The organism is Prochlorococcus sp. MIT 1303 (genome assembly GCF_001631965.1).
GTDB classification, from domain to species: Bacteria; Cyanobacteriota; Cyanobacteriia; order PCC-6307; family Cyanobiaceae; genus Prochlorococcus; species Prochlorococcus marinus_D.
On record NZ_LVHK01000044.1, the window covers coordinates 1 to 15,946 of the forward strand.

Annotated in this window: 15 protein-coding genes; 7 read left to right on the top strand and 8 right to left on the bottom strand. The window is 53.5% G+C overall.

The features are described 5' to 3' along the window. Together PMIT1303_RS09230 and mgtE are read right to left on the bottom strand one after the other, a co-directional pair. The coding region (locus tag PMIT1303_RS09230) for a sigma-70 factor domain-containing protein (RefSeq protein ID WP_304440525.1) at positions 1 to 149 on the bottom strand (149 nt) is incomplete at its 3' end. Positions 150 to 286: 137 nt separating this feature from the next. Further along, positions 287 to 1,708 (bottom strand): magnesium transporter, encoded by a 1,422-nt coding sequence (gene mgtE, locus PMIT1303_RS09235; RefSeq protein ID WP_063398474.1) that lies wholly within the window; start codon positions 1,706 to 1,708, stop codon positions 287 to 289. A gap of 75 nt (positions 1,709 to 1,783) precedes the next feature. Here mgtE and PMIT1303_RS09240 point away from each other — a divergent pair, with 75 nt between their 5' ends. Beyond that, the gene (locus PMIT1303_RS09240) at positions 1,784 to 2,263 is read left to right on the top strand and encodes a glutathione peroxidase (RefSeq protein WP_063398475.1); all 480 of its coding nucleotides are present in this window, start codon (positions 1,784 to 1,786) and stop codon (positions 2,261 to 2,263) included. Here PMIT1303_RS09240 and PMIT1303_RS09245 read toward each other — a convergent pair. Genes PMIT1303_RS09245 through gyrB form a run of 4 tightly spaced genes read right to left on the bottom strand, consistent with a single transcriptional unit; the run spans position 2,238 to position 5,293 of the window. Continuing rightward, positions 2,238 to 2,612, bottom strand: coding sequence for a CrcB family protein (locus PMIT1303_RS09245; RefSeq protein ID WP_063398476.1), 375 nt, complete (start codon positions 2,610 to 2,612; stop codon positions 2,238 to 2,240). The two genes, PMIT1303_RS09240 and PMIT1303_RS09245, sit on opposite strands and share 26 nt — an antisense overlap. Then, the gene (locus PMIT1303_RS09250) at positions 2,612 to 3,007 is read right to left on the bottom strand and encodes a CrcB family protein (protein ID WP_063398477.1); all 396 of its coding nucleotides are present in this window, start codon (positions 3,005 to 3,007) and stop codon (positions 2,612 to 2,614) included. The genes PMIT1303_RS09245 and PMIT1303_RS09250 overlap by 1 nt, the downstream gene beginning before the upstream one ends. Next, positions 3,000 to 3,326 (bottom strand): hypothetical protein, encoded by a 327-nt coding sequence (locus PMIT1303_RS09255; RefSeq protein WP_063398478.1) that lies wholly within the window; start codon positions 3,324 to 3,326, stop codon positions 3,000 to 3,002. Before PMIT1303_RS09255 ends, PMIT1303_RS09250 begins: the two co-directional genes overlap by 8 nt. Then, a complete protein-coding gene (gyrB, locus tag PMIT1303_RS09260) occupies positions 3,326 to 5,293 on the bottom strand; it encodes a DNA topoisomerase (ATP-hydrolyzing) subunit B (RefSeq protein ID WP_063398479.1) in 1,968 nt (655 codons plus the stop codon). Before gyrB ends, PMIT1303_RS09255 begins: the two co-directional genes overlap by 1 nt. Positions 5,294 to 5,459: 166 nt before the next feature. Between gyrB and miaA the strand changes: the two genes are divergently transcribed. After that, complete coding sequence (gene miaA / locus PMIT1303_RS09265; protein ID WP_063398480.1) at positions 5,460 to 6,359, top strand: tRNA (adenosine(37)-N6)-dimethylallyltransferase MiaA; 900 nt, start codon at positions 5,460 to 5,462, stop codon at positions 6,357 to 6,359. Positions 6,360 to 6,421: 62 nt separating this feature from the next. Continuing rightward, positions 6,422 to 7,081, top strand: a complete 660-nt coding sequence (gene infC, locus PMIT1303_RS09270; protein WP_011129498.1) for a translation initiation factor IF-3 — start codon at positions 6,422 to 6,424, stop codon at positions 7,079 to 7,081. Positions 7,082 to 7,297: 216 nt separating this feature from the next. Here infC and PMIT1303_RS09275 read toward each other — a convergent pair whose 3' ends face one another. Continuing rightward, the gene (locus tag PMIT1303_RS09275; protein WP_156486993.1) at positions 7,298 to 7,459 is read right to left on the bottom strand and encodes a hypothetical protein; all 162 of its coding nucleotides are present in this window, start codon (positions 7,457 to 7,459) and stop codon (positions 7,298 to 7,300) included. Positions 7,460 to 7,509: 50 nt separating this feature from the next. On the opposite strand from PMIT1303_RS09275, the gene PMIT1303_RS09280 reads away from it, so the two are divergent. Both PMIT1303_RS09280 and cysE read left to right on the top strand, forming a co-directional pair. Then, positions 7,510 to 8,499, top strand: a complete 990-nt coding sequence (locus tag PMIT1303_RS09280) for a GntR family transcriptional regulator (protein ID WP_063398482.1) — start codon at positions 7,510 to 7,512, stop codon at positions 8,497 to 8,499. Positions 8,500 to 8,521: 22 nt separating this feature from the next. Further along, the gene (gene cysE / locus PMIT1303_RS09285; RefSeq protein WP_063398483.1) at positions 8,522 to 9,265 is read left to right on the top strand and encodes a serine O-acetyltransferase; all 744 of its coding nucleotides are present in this window, start codon (positions 8,522 to 8,524) and stop codon (positions 9,263 to 9,265) included. A 28-nt stretch (positions 9,266 to 9,293) separates the two neighbouring features. On the opposite strand, the gene secA is transcribed toward cysE, so the two are convergent. Further along, complete coding sequence (gene secA / locus PMIT1303_RS09290; RefSeq protein WP_063398484.1) at positions 9,294 to 12,143, bottom strand: preprotein translocase subunit SecA; 2,850 nt, start codon at positions 12,141 to 12,143, stop codon at positions 9,294 to 9,296. Between the two features lie 110 nt (positions 12,144 to 12,253). Between secA and PMIT1303_RS09295 the strand changes: the two genes are divergently transcribed. Further along, positions 12,254 to 12,985 carry a peptidylprolyl isomerase gene (locus PMIT1303_RS09295; protein ID WP_063398937.1) on the top strand — a complete coding sequence of 244 codons (732 nt, stop codon included), beginning with the start codon at positions 12,254 to 12,256 and terminating at the stop codon, positions 12,983 to 12,985. After that, positions 12,982 to 15,918, top strand: a complete 2,937-nt coding sequence (locus PMIT1303_RS09300; protein ID WP_063398485.1) for a peptidase domain-containing ABC transporter — start codon at positions 12,982 to 12,984, stop codon at positions 15,916 to 15,918. Before PMIT1303_RS09295 ends, PMIT1303_RS09300 begins: the two co-directional genes overlap by 4 nt. Positions 15,919 to 15,946: the final 28 nt, after the last annotated feature.

Below are 15,946 nucleotides of genomic sequence, written 5' to 3' on the forward strand. Positions count from 1 at the left end.
TCAGACTCAAGCTGCTCTAAAGACATCAACTCCTGCACCTGACGACCCAGCGTGATCTCCTGCTCATGGCTCAGTAGCGGCACTCGACCGATATCGCGCAGGTATGAACGCACCAGGTCGACATCTGCGGGCAACTGACGAGCAGGCACAACCGCTGATTTAACAAGGGCTTTGGAAGCTGCGGAGTCGACCACGACAACTCTATTGCGTTTTGTAAAGCTTACTCCCGAGCAATCCAAACAGCCCTTCGGGAAACCCCCTCTCCAGGTGGTTTAGGTATAAATACCTAGAAAGCTGTTCCATTGGTTTGCTGAAGCAGCCAAGCCGCTGTCCGTAAATAGATAAAGACCCCAGCCACATCAGTTGCTGTCGTAATAAAGGGAGCCGACATCAGGGCGGGATCCAGACCCATTCGATCGAACAACAAAGGCAAAGCCGCCCCAGCCGTAGCCGCCAGGGTCGTGATCGCCATCAGGCTGATCCCTACTGCTGCACCCACAAGAAGACTTTCACCCCGCCACCAAGCAAAGGGAACAACCACAAGCAACATCAACAAACCCAAAAGCCCGCCCGCCATGGCCTCACGCAACACCGCCTTCATGCGACCAAGAGCCTGGATGCGCTGAGTACTAAGACCTCGAATCACCACAGTGGAACTCTGAGCGCCAACATTGCCGCCCGTACCGATCAACAACGGGATGAACGCCGCCAACAGCACAACATGCTTCAGCACATCGTCGTTCATGGCAATCACTTGACTAGTAAAGCCATTCGCTACCACCAATACAGCCAGCCACACCACTCGACGGCGCGCAACAACCAACAAATTGCTCTGGAAATAGTCGTCTTCATCCCCCGCCTGCACAGCTCCAGCGGCATAAAGATCGCGTGTGGCCTCCTGTTCAATCACGTCAATCACATCATCGACGGTGACGATCCCTACCAAGCGCTGTTCTCGATCCACAACTGGGACAGCCAAAAAGTCGTATCTCTGAATCGCTCGGGCCACCTCCTCTTGATCTGTGTCGGTGCGCACGTTCACCACATCGCGGGTCATCACATCCCCGATGCGTGCCTCCGGCTCAGCAGTCACGAGATCTCGCAATGAAAGGATCCCGGTAAGGTGGCGCTCGCCATCAGTCACATAGAGGCTATAAATCGTCTCCGTGTCAGGAGCTCGACGCCTCACGATCGTGAGAGCCTGAGCTGCACTGTGAAATTCCTTGAGATCAATAAACTCGGTCGTCATCAAGCGACCAGCGGTTTCAGGCTCGTAACCAAGCAACTGAGCAGTGACCCTTCGCTCTGCTGGGCTCAGTTCTGCCAGCAATCGTCTCACCACCTTGGCAGGCAGCTCATCAAACAATCGCACCCGGTCATCGGGGGACATCTCCTCCACCAACTCGAGCACCTCACCAGAGCGAAGGCGTTCCAGCAGACTCTGCTGAACAGCAGGCTCTAGGTATTCGTAAACCTCAATGGCCTCGTCCTTGCTGAGCAAGCGGAAGGCCAGAGCCTGCAGGGTACGAGGCAAAATGCCAATGGCTTCAGCGATGTCAACCGGTTGCACCGGTTGAAGCAACATCTTCACTGCGTCATAGTTTCCTGCTGACAACAGCGCTTGCAGCTGCTGGGCCACCAAGTCCACCAGGTCAGAGCCGCTGACCACGGCCGCCTCCGGACTGGTTGCCCCCGTTGCCTCGTTCATCGGCCCGCCGTCAAGGCGAGCACACTGTATGGCGTATGGTCCTCGCTAGGGTCTTGAAGACAAAATCGAATATCCATGGCCATCAACATCAGCCAGATTGTGGTTCGCACTCCAGAGGGTGCTGAGAAATCCCTCAGCGAATACAACGGCACGGTGCTTTTAATCGTGAATGTGGCCAGCCGATGTGGATTTACCAAGCAATACAAAGGCCTGCAAGCACTGCAAGACACATACGGCCCTAAGGGACTAAAGGTGCTGGGCTTTCCTTGCAACGACTTCGGAGCCCAGGAGCCCGGCACCCTCGAGGAGATCAAAAGCTTCTGTTCCACGACCTACGGCGCCAGCTTCGAGTTGTTTGACAAGGTGCACGCCATGGGCCAAACCACCGAGCCCTACACCACCCTCAATCAAACTGAACCAGCAGGAGATGTGGCCTGGAACTTCGAGAAATTCCTTGTTGGCAAAAACGGCAATGTCCTGAAGCGCTTCAAAAGTGGAGTCGAGCCTGAGAGCACTGAGCTCAAAACAGCTATCGACCAAGCCCTGATGGCCTGAACTGACGACCAATCAAAAAACCAAGGGCTGCAACACCAAGACCTAAGCCCATGGTTAGACCAATCAAACCCAGCGCTGACCACCAAGCTCCCTGGGAGATCAGGGTGCTGCATTCCACCATCCAGCTACTGAAAGTGGTGAGAGAACCACAGAAACCCACCCCCAGCAACAACTGACGGCTTGGACGGAACGGCAAACCAACCACCAACCCCAAAATGGCAGCTCCAATTACATTCACCAGCAAGTCGTTCTGAACCTGCCAGCGAACCAAGGCCCCAGGCACAGCCCCAAGAGCCACCAGCCACATCTCATTCCATTGATTGTGCAAGGGTTGCGTCGTATTAGCCATTAGCCATCCGCCAACCCAACGCCTGCAGCTGCAGCCAAGAGACCTCCTAAGATCGAGCACACAGCAAGCACAAAGGCCTCACTCCAGCGGTGCTCTCGCAAGGTATTGAGCACCTCTACCGCAAAAGTCGAAAAGGTGCTGAGAGAACCGAAGAAGCCCACACCAATCAACAAGATCAAAGGCGATGCTCCACTTGCTGTTGCACATTTGGCCTGCAAGGCCAAGACCAAGCCAAGAGCGAAAGCAGCAACCATGTTCACCGCAAAAGTGCCCCAGTGCTTCCTCGGCACCATCGGCTCGAGGTGGTTCACCACTCTGAGGCGCAACCAAGCTCCTGGCACAGCACCTATGGCTACAAGTGAAGCCTGCCATCCGGGCAACGCCAGATCAGACATTGAGCCAGCCACGCCTAACAACCCCGGCCAAGCACTCCCCGCTACCCGAGGCGATCTGTACTTGCAGCCAGTCCTTACCATCTTCGCCATGCCAACGACGAAGCACTTTCAAGGGGGTGCCAACGGCCAGTCTTTTCAAGCTGGGAGCTACAGCCAAAGGGCTAACTCGCAATTCACAGCTTGTACCAGCAAACAAAGGTCCTGAGCTATCAGAACGACGAATTTCTGGCTGGCGCCGCTCACCCCCACCAGCCGGCAAGGCCGCAGGAGCTAGCAAGGCCACCCCTAGGACCCACCCCCAACGGAGCACAACACCCATCAGATATCTAACGCTGCCATATCGAGCTCAGCGCTGTGGGTTTCAATGAACTCCCGGCGGGGAGCAACCTTGTCGCCCATCAAAATTGTGAAGATACGATCAGCCTCTAATGCATCCTGAACCTCCACCCGCTTCATCATCCGGGTAGAAGGGTCCATGGTGGTCTCCCACAACTGCTTTGGCATCATTTCGCCGAGACCCTTAAAGCGCTGAATGGTGTAGTTGGCCTTCTCGGGGAAGCCTGAGAGTGTCGTCTGTAAATCCGCCTCGTTGTAGCAATAGGTATGGTTCTTACCTCGCTCAACCTTATAAAGAGGAGGGCACGCAATATAGATATAACCACCTTCCACTAATTCTTTCTGGTAGCGGTAGAAAAATGTAAGTATCAGCGTACGAATATGAGCACCATCAACATCAGCATCAGTCATGATCACCACACGGTGATATCTAAGATTCTTTGCATCAAATTCTTCTCCTTTGATACCTAATCCAAGCGCAGTAATCAGCGCCTGAATCTCCGTATTTTTATATATTTTAGCATCATCTGTTTTCTCAATATTTAGGATCTTACCGCGCAAGGGCAGGATTGCTTGAAAGCGACGATCTCGGCCCTGCTTTGCAGAGCCACCAGCGGAGTCGCCTTCCACGATGTAAATCTCTGATTCGGAGGGGTCCCTAGAACTGCAATCAGCCAGTTTGCCTGGCAACGTAGAACTCTCAAGTACGCTTTTGCGGCGCACTAATTCTCGCGCACGACGTGCAGCTTCAGCTGCATTGAATGCCTGGATGGCCTTCTCAAGAATAAGATCAATCACCGCAGGATTAAATTCCAAGTACTGACTCAATGCTTCACCAACCAAGCTGTCGACAATGCCGCGGACTTCTGTATTGCCCAACTTGGTTTTTGTCTGCCCTTCGAATTCCGGATCGGGCACCTTTACAGAAAGGACAGCCGTAAGTCCTTCACGAATATTTTCTCCAGCCAGATTAGAATCGGCTTCCTTGCGTTTGCCACGCTTACGGGCAAACGTATTGAGAGTGCGCGTAAGGACTGTCTTCAGCCCCTCAATATGAGTACCCCCATCTACAGTGCGAATATTATTAGCAAATCCGAGAATGCTGTCTGAATAAGCATCAACACACCATTGCAGTGCTGCTTCAACCTGCACATTATCCTTTTCAGAATTCACATAAATAATTTCGGGATGAAGAGCATCCTTTTCCTCATTCATATAGGTGACATATTCTTTGATACCGCCCTCATAAAAATAGACCTCCTCATGAGGAGCCCCTTCAGCATCTAAAACAGGCTGACGCTCATCGCGGAAAACAATCCGCACCCCACCATTGAGATAAGCCAGTTCACGCAAACGAGCAGACAGGGTGGCGTAATCGAAAACAATGCCAACAGTAAATATCTCTTCGTCCGGCTTAAAACAAACGCTCGTGCCAGTGCGCCCCTTCTCTGAAGCAGGCTGGGCTTCAGAACAAAGACTCCCGATCGCGGTCCCACGTTCAAAGCGCTGACGGTGCACCTGTCCTTGACGCCGGACCGTCACTTCCACCCATTCACTCAGGGCATTGACGACAGATACACCAACTCCGTGCAAGCCGCCAGAGACCTTGTAACCGCCACTGCCGAACTTACCGCCAGCATGAAGCACGGTGAGCACCGTTTCCAAGGCACTCTTGCCTGTCCGGGAATGAACGTCGGTGGGAATGCCACGGCCGTTGTCAGATATTGATGCGGAACCATCTGGTCCAAGCACCACGAGAATCTCATCACAGTGCCCGGCCAAGGCCTCATCAACAGAGTTGTCGACAACCTCAAAGACAAGATGATGCAACCCCCTTGGCCCAGTGGAGCCGATGTACATCCCCGGACGCTTCCTAACGGGCTCTAGCCCTTCCAGCACCTGAATTTGTTCGGCGCCATAGGCAGCCTGGACTTTGGAGTCTTCGCTCATTCAATAAATCCGTAGCCAGGAAGGGTTGTTCTAAGAGGCCTCATCGGCGAGAAACCTCGACCTGGCAAGCTCATTTTACCACTGGCGCTTACAACGGTCACTGAAGCGTGATTGCCCAAAAGGGACGACCTAAATGTTGCTGACATGACACTCATCACAGCTGCTCATGCCCGCCTCTAAGCCGCTTCTGATTGCGCTGTTAGGACCAACAGCAAGCGGCAAAACATGCCTGGCCTTACAGCTGGCAGAACAGCTGAAGCTGAGCGTGCTCAATGTGGATTCCCGCCAGCTCTACATCGGCATGGACGTTGGCACCGCCAAGCCAACCAAAGAACAGCAACGGCGCGTGCAACATCACCTGATTGATCTTCGTCGCCCAGATCAACCGATCACCCTGCAGGAATTCCAGGCAGCCGCGCAACTGATCCTTGCGCAAAAGCTAAGGGAACAAAACATGCCATTCCTGGTTGGCGGCAGTGGTCTTTATCTCAAAGCTCTCACTTGTGGGCTGCGCCCACCAGCAGTGCCACCCCAACCAGAGCTCCGCAAGCAGTTAGGCGAGCTAGGACAACGCACCTGCCACCACCTACTCCAAGCCGCCGATCCCACCGCTGCCAGCCGAATTGCCCCTGCTGATGCCATGCGCACCCAACGGGCTCTGGAAGTGGTTTATGCCACTGGCCAACCGATCACCACTCAACAAGGCTCAAGCCCACCCCCTTGGCGCGTGCTGGAACTAGGCCTCGACCCACACAATCTGCGCGAACGCATTGGCCAACGCACAACACAGCTCTATGCCAATGGTCTCATCGAAGAAACCGAACACTTGAGTCAGTGCTACGACACCGATCTGCCCTTGCTGCAAACGATCGGCTATGGGGAAGCACTAAAGGTGATTCAAGGCCTACTCAACCGTGAACAGGCCATCGCCCTGACCACACGTCGTACACAGCAGTTCGCCAAGCGTCAGCGCACATGGTTCCGCAGACAACATCACCCCTATTGGCTCAAAGGTGAGGAACCGCTGAGCGAAGCGCTATCACTGATTCAAGCGGGTCTAAGGTGAAGGGTGCAGACATAAAACCTTCTGGTCTCCTTGTCGTCTGCTCTATTCCCTTATCTCACTGAATGCCACCACGTCCTCGTTTTGACCGTCGCGCACCCGTCAGGGAGCTCCCCAACATTAATGACCGCATCAATTATCCCAAGTTGCGGGTCGTTGACGCAGACGGAACTCAGCTCGGGGTGATCAACAGGGAAGAAGCCCTTGATGTAGCAAAAGATAGGGAACTCGATCTGGTCCTTGTCAGCGAGAAAGCGGATCCACCCGTTTGCCGAATCATGGATTACGGCAAATTCAAGTTTGAGCAGGAGAAGAAAGCCAAGGAAGCCAAAAAGAAGTCGCATCAGACCGAAGTCAAAGAAGTCAAAATGCGCTACAAAATCGATCAGCACGACTACAACGTGCGCATCGGCCAAGCCGTGCGATTCCTCAAGGCTGGTGACAAAGTCAAGTGCACCGTTATCTTCCGGGGTCGGGAAATTCAGCACACTGCCCTGGCTGAAACGCTGCTACGACGTATGGCAAAAGACCTGGAAGAACAGGCCGAAATTCAGCAAGCTCCTAAGCGTGAAGGTCGGAACATGATCATGTTCCTTACACCGCGCAAAACACCGCTGATCAAAACAGATAAGGAAAACCAAATTCCTACGCGTGCGGTTCGCACCATCACAGCCCCACCTCGAGCCACTGCTGCTGCCAAAACACAGCTCAACAAGGATCAATAAATCCCTAACTTCAGAGGAATCAACCACCTGCGAGCCCTTGAGAACAACCTGAGCCAATAAGCCTTCTGGTCGCTCAATTCAGAGGGGTCGACCCCTCTGAATTCCCTGTAGCAACAACGCTTTATCCAAAACCTGCTGTGTGCAGTACAAGCCTGGATAGCCCGCCTACACATCTCGCCAGGCAGAGAGTCGACCGGACGAAAGAGATACTGCCACTCAGTCTGCAGCCAAGCGAAAAATTCGACATGAGAGCAGCAGCAAGGCGAGCCTGTATGCAAATTCTCTAAATGAACTCAACAACAAACCACTGTCAAGCTCAGCCATGCCAAGGCCACAGTGAACTGTCACAGCATCACAGGACACACGCGCGATTGTCATGAAGGCCTCCTGCTCTTTAAGGTGGCCGCATTGCAACCTGGCCTACCGGCGTGCGATTCCATATTCAGCAGGAAAGCGACATTCCGGCTTCGGCCCAGCTTTACAACCAAATTTGTTTCGCAATCGCCGCACGTCATTACCCACCTGGCCACAGACTGCCCAGCACTCGCCAGTTAGCCATGCAAACTGGCCTTCATCGCAACACGATCAGCAAGGTCTATCGACAGCTGGAAACAGATGGGGTCGTCGAAGCCATGGCTGGTTCAGGGATCTACGTGCGCGACCAGCAAAAGCCGCGCGAAATCAAAACCCCTCCCCATATTCGCAATCGAGGCACCCCTGACCTTGACCAGGAAGTGCGCAAGTGCGTCGATGGTCTGCTCAATGCTGGTTGTACTCTCCAGCAGACTCGAGAACTCTTAACCCGCGAAATTGACTGGCGCCTTCGCTGCGGGGCGAGAGTGTTGGTAAGCACTCCGAGAGAGGATATTGGCGCCTCCATGCTGATTGCAGAAGAGCTGGAGCCCCACCTTGATGTTCCAGTTGAAGTGGTACCGATGGAGGAGCTGGAAAGCATTCTTGAAAGCTCAAGCAACGGCACCGTCGTAACCAGTCGTTATTTCCTACAACCGCTGGAAGAGCTAGCTAAGCGCCACGGAGTTCGGGCCGTCGCAGTAGACCTCAATGACTTCCGCAAAGAGCTCGCCATGCTTAAGGAGTTGCGGCCCGGCAGCTGCGTGGGGCTGGTAAGTATCAGCCCAGGGATCCTACGAGCTGCCGAAGTAATCCTGCACAGCATGCGCGGCAATGAACTCCTGCTCATGACAGCAACACCGGATGTAGGCAGCCGCTTACTAGCCCTGCTCAGAGCAGCCAGCCACGTGCTCTGCGACCGCCCCAGCCTGCCCCTTGTCGAGCAAAGCCTGCGCCAAAACCGTTCCCAATTGATACGCATGCCCCAACTTCACTGCGCCGACAGCTATCTCAGCACCAACACGATCGAACAACTGCGCAAGGAGATCGGCCTGCTCAGCGCCTAATTAAGCTCACTAATCTAGGCAAATGCTCACAGCCATAAAGACCGACCTAGCAATCATCAAAGAGCGAGATCCAGCAGCCCGAGACCTGCTTGAGATCCTGCTTTGCTATCCGGGCTTTCAGGCCTTGACACTGCATCGAATCAGTCACCGACTTTGGCGCTCCGGATTACCTTTGCTGCCACGACTACTCAGCCAGATCACACGTGCCCTGACTGGCATAGAGATCCACCCAGGCGCCCAAATCGGTCACGGAGTATTCATCGATCACGGCATGGGTGTTGTGATCGGAGAAACAACGGAGATCGGCAACCGCTGCTTGCTCTATCAAGGCGTAACGCTCGGTGGTACAGGCAAAGAGCACGGCAAACGCCATCCAACCCTGGCAGAAAACGTTGTCGTTGGAGCGGGCGCCAAAGTTCTTGGCGCAATTCACGTGGGGGCTAATACGAGAATCGGTGCCGGATCAGTCGTTGTGCGGGACGTTGAAGCCGACAGCACGGTTGTGGGCATCCCTGGGCGAGTGGTGCATCAAAGCGGTGTCCGTATCAATCCATTAGCCCACTCAGCACTACCTGATGCGGAGGCCGATGTCATACGCAACCTGATGGAGCGTATCGACCAATTAGAAAATCAGGTGACAGCTTTGCATTCTTTTCTACAAGAGCTAAGTACTGATCGTGTTCCTCAAGATCTTCAAACCGGACAAGCTCAAAACCTCAAAGACAGGGAAATCATTGAATTTCTAGGGGATACTCCCAGAAGCTGACAGTAGTTAGATAAGCTATTAAATAAAATCAAACATTCGCGGCCTCTTGAGCAGGAGCAGGCTGGAACATAAACATCGAATAAATCACATTACGACGCATATTTGCCATCATCTCGAGAAACATATCGTAGCCCTCATTCTTGTATTCAATAAGCGGATCTTTTTGCCCATATCCTCGCAAACCTACAGATTCACGCAGAGCATCCATCGCCTGAAGATGTTCCCGCCAAAGTGTATCGATCTGCTGAAGGATGAAGAAACGTTCTGCCTCACGCATCAATCCTGGACGCTGCTGCTCAATCTGACCTTCCTTAATGTCATAAGCATTGCGCAGTTGCTCCTGAAGAAAAGACTTAAGCTCCTCCATGATTAGCCCCTGCAACTGCTCAGGCTTTAGATCCTCAAGCAGGTAGACAAATTCCTGAACCTTGCTAACCAGTTGGCCTAAGTCCCATTCTTCAGGGGGCAAATCAGGATTCACATATGCCTCAACAACGTCGTCCATTGTTCGCTCTCCATAACCAATCACCTGCTTCTTGAGACCGCGACCCTCAAGGACCCGGCGACGCTCGGCATAAACGGCACGACGTTGATTGTTCATTACTTCGTCGTACTCAAAAACCTGTTTACGGATGTCGTAGTAATAGGTTTCTACTTTTTTCTGAGCCCCCTCTAAAGAACGGGTCAGCATGCCCGACTCAATGGGCATGTCCTCCTCCACGCGGAAAGCATTCATCAGCGCAGCCACCCGTTCGCCTCCGAAGATGCGCAATAGGTTGTCTTCCAAAGAAAGGAAAAAACGGGTACTACCTAAATCCCCCTGACGGCCAGCCCGACCACGAAGTTGATTGTCAACCCTGCGAGATTCATGACGTTCTGTACCAATCACATGAAGACCTCCTGCTTCCCTCACTCGAACCTCCTCCTGGGTCACTACCACGTCGTATTCAGTCTTTACTCTTGCGATCGACTCTCTTAAGGCAGCAATCTGCGCATCATCGGTAGGTGCTTTTTCAGCAGCAGTGGAGATGCGATCCTCTAATTCGATCACGCTCTGTGCCCTATCTCCCCAAACCTTCACAAGCTCCCGAGCTAACTCCGCAAGGAACTGATCAGTGTCATCAGTGAGCGAGCAAGGATAGAGACTCCCGATTGCACGGGCCTCGCTTAAGACATGGCCATGAGATCCATTCGCAGCAACGGACTTGGCAGCAAACCCACCACCTGTCTCGGCAGCCCTCTGCAATGGCACTGGTGGTCGATGACCCTCCTCAGGCCGCACCAATCTTGGCAGCAAAACCTCACGCAACTTGAGGCGTGCCATGTAATCGCTATTTCCGCCGAGGATGATGTCTGTCCCACGGCCAGCCATGTTTGTGGCAATCGTCACAGCACCTGCACGGCCAGCCTGGGCCACGATCTCCGCCTCACGTTCCACATTCTCCGGCTTGGCATTCAAAAGATTGTGGGGAATCTCTTGTTCTGAGAGCAGAGAACTCAACAGTTCGCTTTTCTCAACACTGGTCGTGCCAACCAGAACAGGCCTTCCCTGCTTATGAATTTCAGCCGTCTCGTTGGCCACGGCACGCCACTTGGCTGATTCAGTCTTATAAACCTGATCCACCCAATCCGCACGAGCCCGAGGCTGGTTGGTAGGGATCACTGTAGTCTCAAGCTTGTAGGTCTTCTCAAACTCCACCTCTTCAGTTTTAGCGGTGCCGGTCATGCCAGCCAAGCGGGGATAAAGCAGAAAGAAATTTTGATAAGTAATCGAAGCCAGAGTCTGAGTTTCAGGCTGAATCGCTAGCTGTTCCTTGGCCTCAATCGCCTGATGCTGTCCGTCGCTCCAGCGCCGGCCTGGCATCACACGACCTGTGAACTCATCAACAATCACAGCTTCACCATCGCGCACGATGTAATTCACATCCCGAACAAACAACTCCTTCGCCTTCAATGCATTGGTGATGTAATGGGCCCAGGGATCAGCGGGGTCAAACAGATCCCTCACTTTGAGGTTCTGCTCAGCCTTGGCAAAGCCTTCATCTGTGAGTGTGCAACTGCGTTGCTTCTCATCAACCTCGTAGTCACCCTCAGGATCAATGCCATCCTTACCCTGTTCGGCAGCCCGCTCGAGAGCAGCGGCCACATCTGCAGCCTGCTGATACTTCTCCTGGGGACGCTCCACCTGTCCGGAAATGATCAAGGGAGTACGCGCCTCATCGATCAGGATCGAATCCACCTCATCGATGACGCAGTACTGGAACTCCCGCTGAACCACCTCACTCAGATCGGTGGCCATGTTGTCACGTAGGTAGTCAAAACCCAACTCTGAATTGGTGGCATAGGTGATATCGCAGGCGTAATTGCGCCGCCGCTCAGCAGGGCTCATGTCCTGCTGGATCAAACCAACACTGAGACCGAGAAAACGATGCACCTGGCCCATCCATTCAGCATCTCGCCGTGCCAGGTAATCATTGACCGTAACCACATGCACCCCACGGCCAGTGAGGGCATTGAGGTAGCTAGGCAGAGTGGCTACAAGAGTCTTCCCTTCACCGGTCTTCATCTCACCAATCTGACCCTCATGCAGCACCATGCCGCCAATCAGCTGCACATCGAAATGACGCATGCCGAGCACCCGTTTAGCAGCCTCACGTACAACAGCAAAGGCTTCTGGGAGCAGCTCATCAAGTAAAACTCGCTGCTTAGGAAAACTGACGACATTCTCAAACTGCTGGCGAAAATCGGCCGTTTTAGAGCGAAGCTCTTCATCGCTGAGCAAGACAATGTCCTCTTCCAGGACATTGATATCAGTCACTATCGGTTGAAAACGCTTCAGCTTGCGGGCATTGGGGTCACCCAGCAGGAGCTTGAGCATGGAAACGGCCGAAAACAATTCTGGGCAGCCTACTAATCCTGGCTCTTTGTAATAGGTCTAAGGTCAAGTTCGATTCGAACCAAGTGCTGTCGCTGGCCGATTGCAGCCCAATGCCAACCTCTCCATTGATTAATCAGCTACCAGCCGAAGTGCTGCAACTTCTCGCTCGACATCAACTTCTGAGACCGCTGCTAAACAGACAACTCCTTGTTGACACTCTTTCCGATATTTCGGTGCCTCAAGAGCAAGAGCAACAGGCGATGGACGCCTACTGCAAGGAACATCAACTAACCGACGAGCAGGCTCTTAAGGATCACCTCACTCTCGCGGGGCTGAGCATGGCCGATCTTCGTTGGAGGGTCACCCTCCCATTTCGCATTACGAGCTACAGCCTAGAGAACTTTAACCACAAGGCAGAACAACGCTTTTTGGAACGCAAAGAACAACTCGATCAGGTGATGTACAGCCTGCTCAGGATCAAGAACGTGTACTTAGCCCGAGAACTTTTTTTGCGCATCGCTGAAGGCGAAGCGACCTTCGCAGAACTGGCTTCCGATTACAGTGAGGGTAAGGAGAAGGCAAAAGGTGGTTCGATCGGTCCGGTGCCGCTTTGTCAAGCCCACCCGCGCCTGGTTGAGGCCTTACGCAGCCACGCTCCAGGCACGTTGGTGGAACCCTTTCAAATCTCAGATTGGTGGCTGGTGGTTCGGGTGGATCGCTACATGCCGGTGAGCTTCGATGAAACCATACGCAAATCTATGTGCAGGGAACTATTCCAAGAGTGGAGGTCGGAGGAATTGAACGTTCAATGCAAGGCTCTCACAGGTACTTTGCAGTCATGAATGCATCCTCTACCAGAGCTGCATTGCCCAATGCATTGCAGTATCTGCTGAATCAACAAGGGGCCCGCCTGCGGTTTGAGCCAGGGCATCCGATGTGCATCGATACGAAACTGCCAAGTCAAGTGTTTCTGATCGTGAGTGGCGAAGCCCGCGTGCTGACGACGTTAGAGACGAATAAACAGACACGTATGCAAACGCTATGCAAGCTCAAAGCTGGTGATATGGCTGGACTGGCCTCGTTGTTGTCGGTAGATCCTTGCGAGTCGATCATCGCGAGCACCCTTGTGGAGGCGGCAACGCTGAGCGACAAGCAAGTGTTGGCCCTTTACCGAGAAGACGAGAACTTTAAATCCTGGTGCAACGCACAGGTCTGGGCCGCTGAACTGCACCGATTGCTGCTCGTGTTGCGCGAGGGCAGCCAAAAAGCCCTTCCGTCCTTGCAAGGTCGGCTTGACGACTTGCTCGATCAAGCCACACTTCTTGATGATTCGCCTAACGCCCTCAATCAGGCCTTGCGAGAAGGGCGCAGGGTTTTTTTGGCCAGTGCCAACTGCTCTGAACCGCTCGGCAGCGAGTTCACAACAGCCGATGATGCGCTACCAGAGCTGAGACCACCACTTATACGTCGCCTGATCAGCCTGCCGGCTGAACCACTCAGCCTTCTACTGGAAGGCGAACAGCCAGCATTGAGCAAGGCCGAAGTGGTGGCTGAAACAGGCGACTTATTAAAGGCAGCACCGATGCCGATAGCGAGCGCTGAAGCCTTCGGCCAGCCGGATCCACTTCGCAATTTAGAGGTGATCCAAGCGAGCGGATCGCTTCAAGAGACATTGGCTTGCTTCCAGATGTTGAGCCGGTTGCTGAAGCTTCCCTTTCGCAGGGATGCTGTGGAAAGGGTGGTGCGCGATGCCTTAAGCCGGGGCCAAACGCCCAACCTGCAATTTCTTGGCAAAGTGGCAGGAATGCTCGGCTTGCATGCCGTACGCGCAAAGGTGGATCCAGCGATAGGCAATCGCCTGCGAACACCAGCGCTGATCAACTGGGGCAATGGCTTTGCTCTAGCAGTTGACAGCAATAAACGCGGCCTCACGCTGGCATCTCCAGCCGAAGGCTGGCTTGAAATCAGCCCCGCTCAGCTCGAGGAGCTCTATCCCGACGGACTCGAGGTGGTGTTGATTGATCGCACCAGTCGTACGCAAGAGAAACGTTTTGGACCGAGTTGGTTTTTCCCAGCCTTAAGCCGCTACCGGGGTGTGTTGCTGCAAGTGCTGCTGGCTTCGTTTGTAGTGCAATTGTTCACCCTGGCCAACCCACTACTGATTCAGGTAATTATCGACAAGGTGATCAACCAGCGAAGCTTGGACACCTTGCAGGTGCTTGGAATCGCTCTTGTGGGTGTGACTATTTTCGAAGGCTTGCTGGGGGCCTTGCGCACATTCTTGTTCACGCAAACCACCAATCGCATCGATATGCGCTTGGGAGCTGAGGTGATTGATCACCTGATTCGCCTGCCGCTGGATTACTTTGACAAGAGGCCGGTGGGTGAGCTCGGCACCAGGGTGGCTGAATTAGAAAAGATCCGGCAATTTATTACGGGCCAAGCACTGACAACAGTGATCGACGCGGCCTTCTCCGTGATCTACATCCTGGTAATGGCTCTCTACAGCTGGGTGCTCACGATCGTGGCGTTGATCGTTGTACCGATTCAGGTGTTGATCACCGTGATTGGCGCACCCTTGTTTCGCAAGCAATTCCGCGATGCCGCCCATGAAAATGCCAAAACTCAGAGCCACCTCATGGAAGTGCTCACTGGCATCCAAACGGTGAAGGCGCAAAACGTGGAGATGGTGAGCCGTTGGAAATGGCAAGACTTGTACAACGGCTACATCAGCCGCACCTTTGAGAAAACCGTGACGGGCACGGCCCTGACACAGACAGCGCAAGTGCTGCAAAAAATCTCTCAACTGGCCGTTCTCTGGGTGGGAGCCTCGATGGTGCTCAATGGTGATCTCACCCTGGGCCAGCTGATTGCCTTCCGGATTATTAGCGGCTATGTGACCCAGCCTCTGCTTCGCCTCTCCAACATCTGGCAAAACGTGCAGGAGTTGCGAGTGAGCTTTGAGCGGCTCGCCGATGTGGTGGACACCCCACAGGAAAGCAACACCAGCGATCAAGCAAAGATCCCCTTGCCATCAGTGAAGGGTAATGTCACCTATGAGAATCTCAGTTTCAACTTCGGCAGTCCTGGAAGTCCGGATGTTCTCAAGCACGTTGACTTGCAGATCCCTTCAGGAACCTTTGTGGGAATCGTTGGTCAGAGCGGTAGCGGCAAGAGCACACTTATGAAGTTACTCACAAGGCTGTATGAACCGCGAGAGGGGAGAATTCTGATCGATGGATATGACATCGACAAAGTGGAGCTGTATTCTCTGCGGCGCCAGATTGGCATCGTGCCTCAAGATCCGCTGCTCTTTGCAGGTAGCGTAAGTGAGAACATCGCCATAACAGACCCTGATGCGGGCAGCGACATGGTGGTGCATGCGGCGAAATTAGCCTGTGCACATGATTTTGTAATGGAGCTTCCAGCGGGCTACAGCTCGAATGTTGGCGAACGGGGTGCCGCCTTAAGTGGCGGTCAGCGTCAAAGGCTAGCCATTGCCCGAACCCTCTTAAGCAATCCAAAATTACTGGTTCTTGATGAGGCAACGAGCGCGCTGGATTATGAAACTGAGAGAAGAGTCTGCGACAACCTCCGCGATCAATTGCAAGGATCCACCACCTTCTTTATTACTCATCGCTTAAGCACCATTCGTCGCGTCGATCGAATTTTAATGTTGCATCAAGGAGTGATTGTGGAATCAGGAAGCCACGAAGAACTGATGGAGATGCGTGGACGTTATTACGCTCTATACCGCCAACAGGAGGGAAGCTGAAATGGGCAAAATTGTTAAAACTGGCCCA

Bases quoted from the DNA above. Each gene is read 5' to 3' on its own strand.
- mgtE (WP_063398474.1), bottom strand. From the start codon at position 1,708: ATGAACGAGGCAACGGGGGCAACCAGTCCGGAGGCGGCCGTGGTCAGC.
- PMIT1303_RS09240 (WP_063398475.1), top strand. From the start codon at position 1,784: ATGGCCATCAACATCAGCCAGATTGTGGTTCGCACTCCAGAGGGTGCT.
- PMIT1303_RS09245 (WP_063398476.1), bottom strand. From the start codon at position 2,612: ATGGCTAATACGACGCAACCCTTGCACAATCAATGGAATGAGATGTGG.
- PMIT1303_RS09250 (WP_063398477.1), bottom strand. From the start codon at position 3,007: ATGTCTGATCTGGCGTTGCCCGGATGGCAGGCTTCACTTGTAGCCATA.
- PMIT1303_RS09255 (WP_063398478.1), bottom strand. From the start codon at position 3,326: ATGGGTGTTGTGCTCCGTTGGGGGTGGGTCCTAGGGGTGGCCTTGCTA.
- gyrB (WP_063398479.1), bottom strand. From the start codon at position 5,293: ATGAGCGAAGACTCCAAAGTCCAGGCTGCCTATGGCGCCGAACAAATT.
- miaA (WP_063398480.1), top strand. From the start codon at position 5,460: ATGCCCGCCTCTAAGCCGCTTCTGATTGCGCTGTTAGGACCAACAGCA.
- infC (WP_011129498.1), top strand. From the start codon at position 6,422: ATGCCACCACGTCCTCGTTTTGACCGTCGCGCACCCGTCAGGGAGCTC.
- PMIT1303_RS09275 (WP_156486993.1), bottom strand. From the start codon at position 7,459: ATGACAATCGCGCGTGTGTCCTGTGATGCTGTGACAGTTCACTGTGGC.
- cysE (WP_063398483.1), top strand. From the start codon at position 8,522: ATGCTCACAGCCATAAAGACCGACCTAGCAATCATCAAAGAGCGAGAT.
- secA (WP_063398484.1), bottom strand. From the start codon at position 12,143: ATGCTCAAGCTCCTGCTGGGTGACCCCAATGCCCGCAAGCTGAAGCGT.
- PMIT1303_RS09295 (WP_063398937.1), top strand. From the start codon at position 12,254: ATGCCAACCTCTCCATTGATTAATCAGCTACCAGCCGAAGTGCTGCAA.
- PMIT1303_RS09300 (WP_063398485.1), top strand. From the start codon at position 12,982: ATGAATGCATCCTCTACCAGAGCTGCATTGCCCAATGCATTGCAGTAT.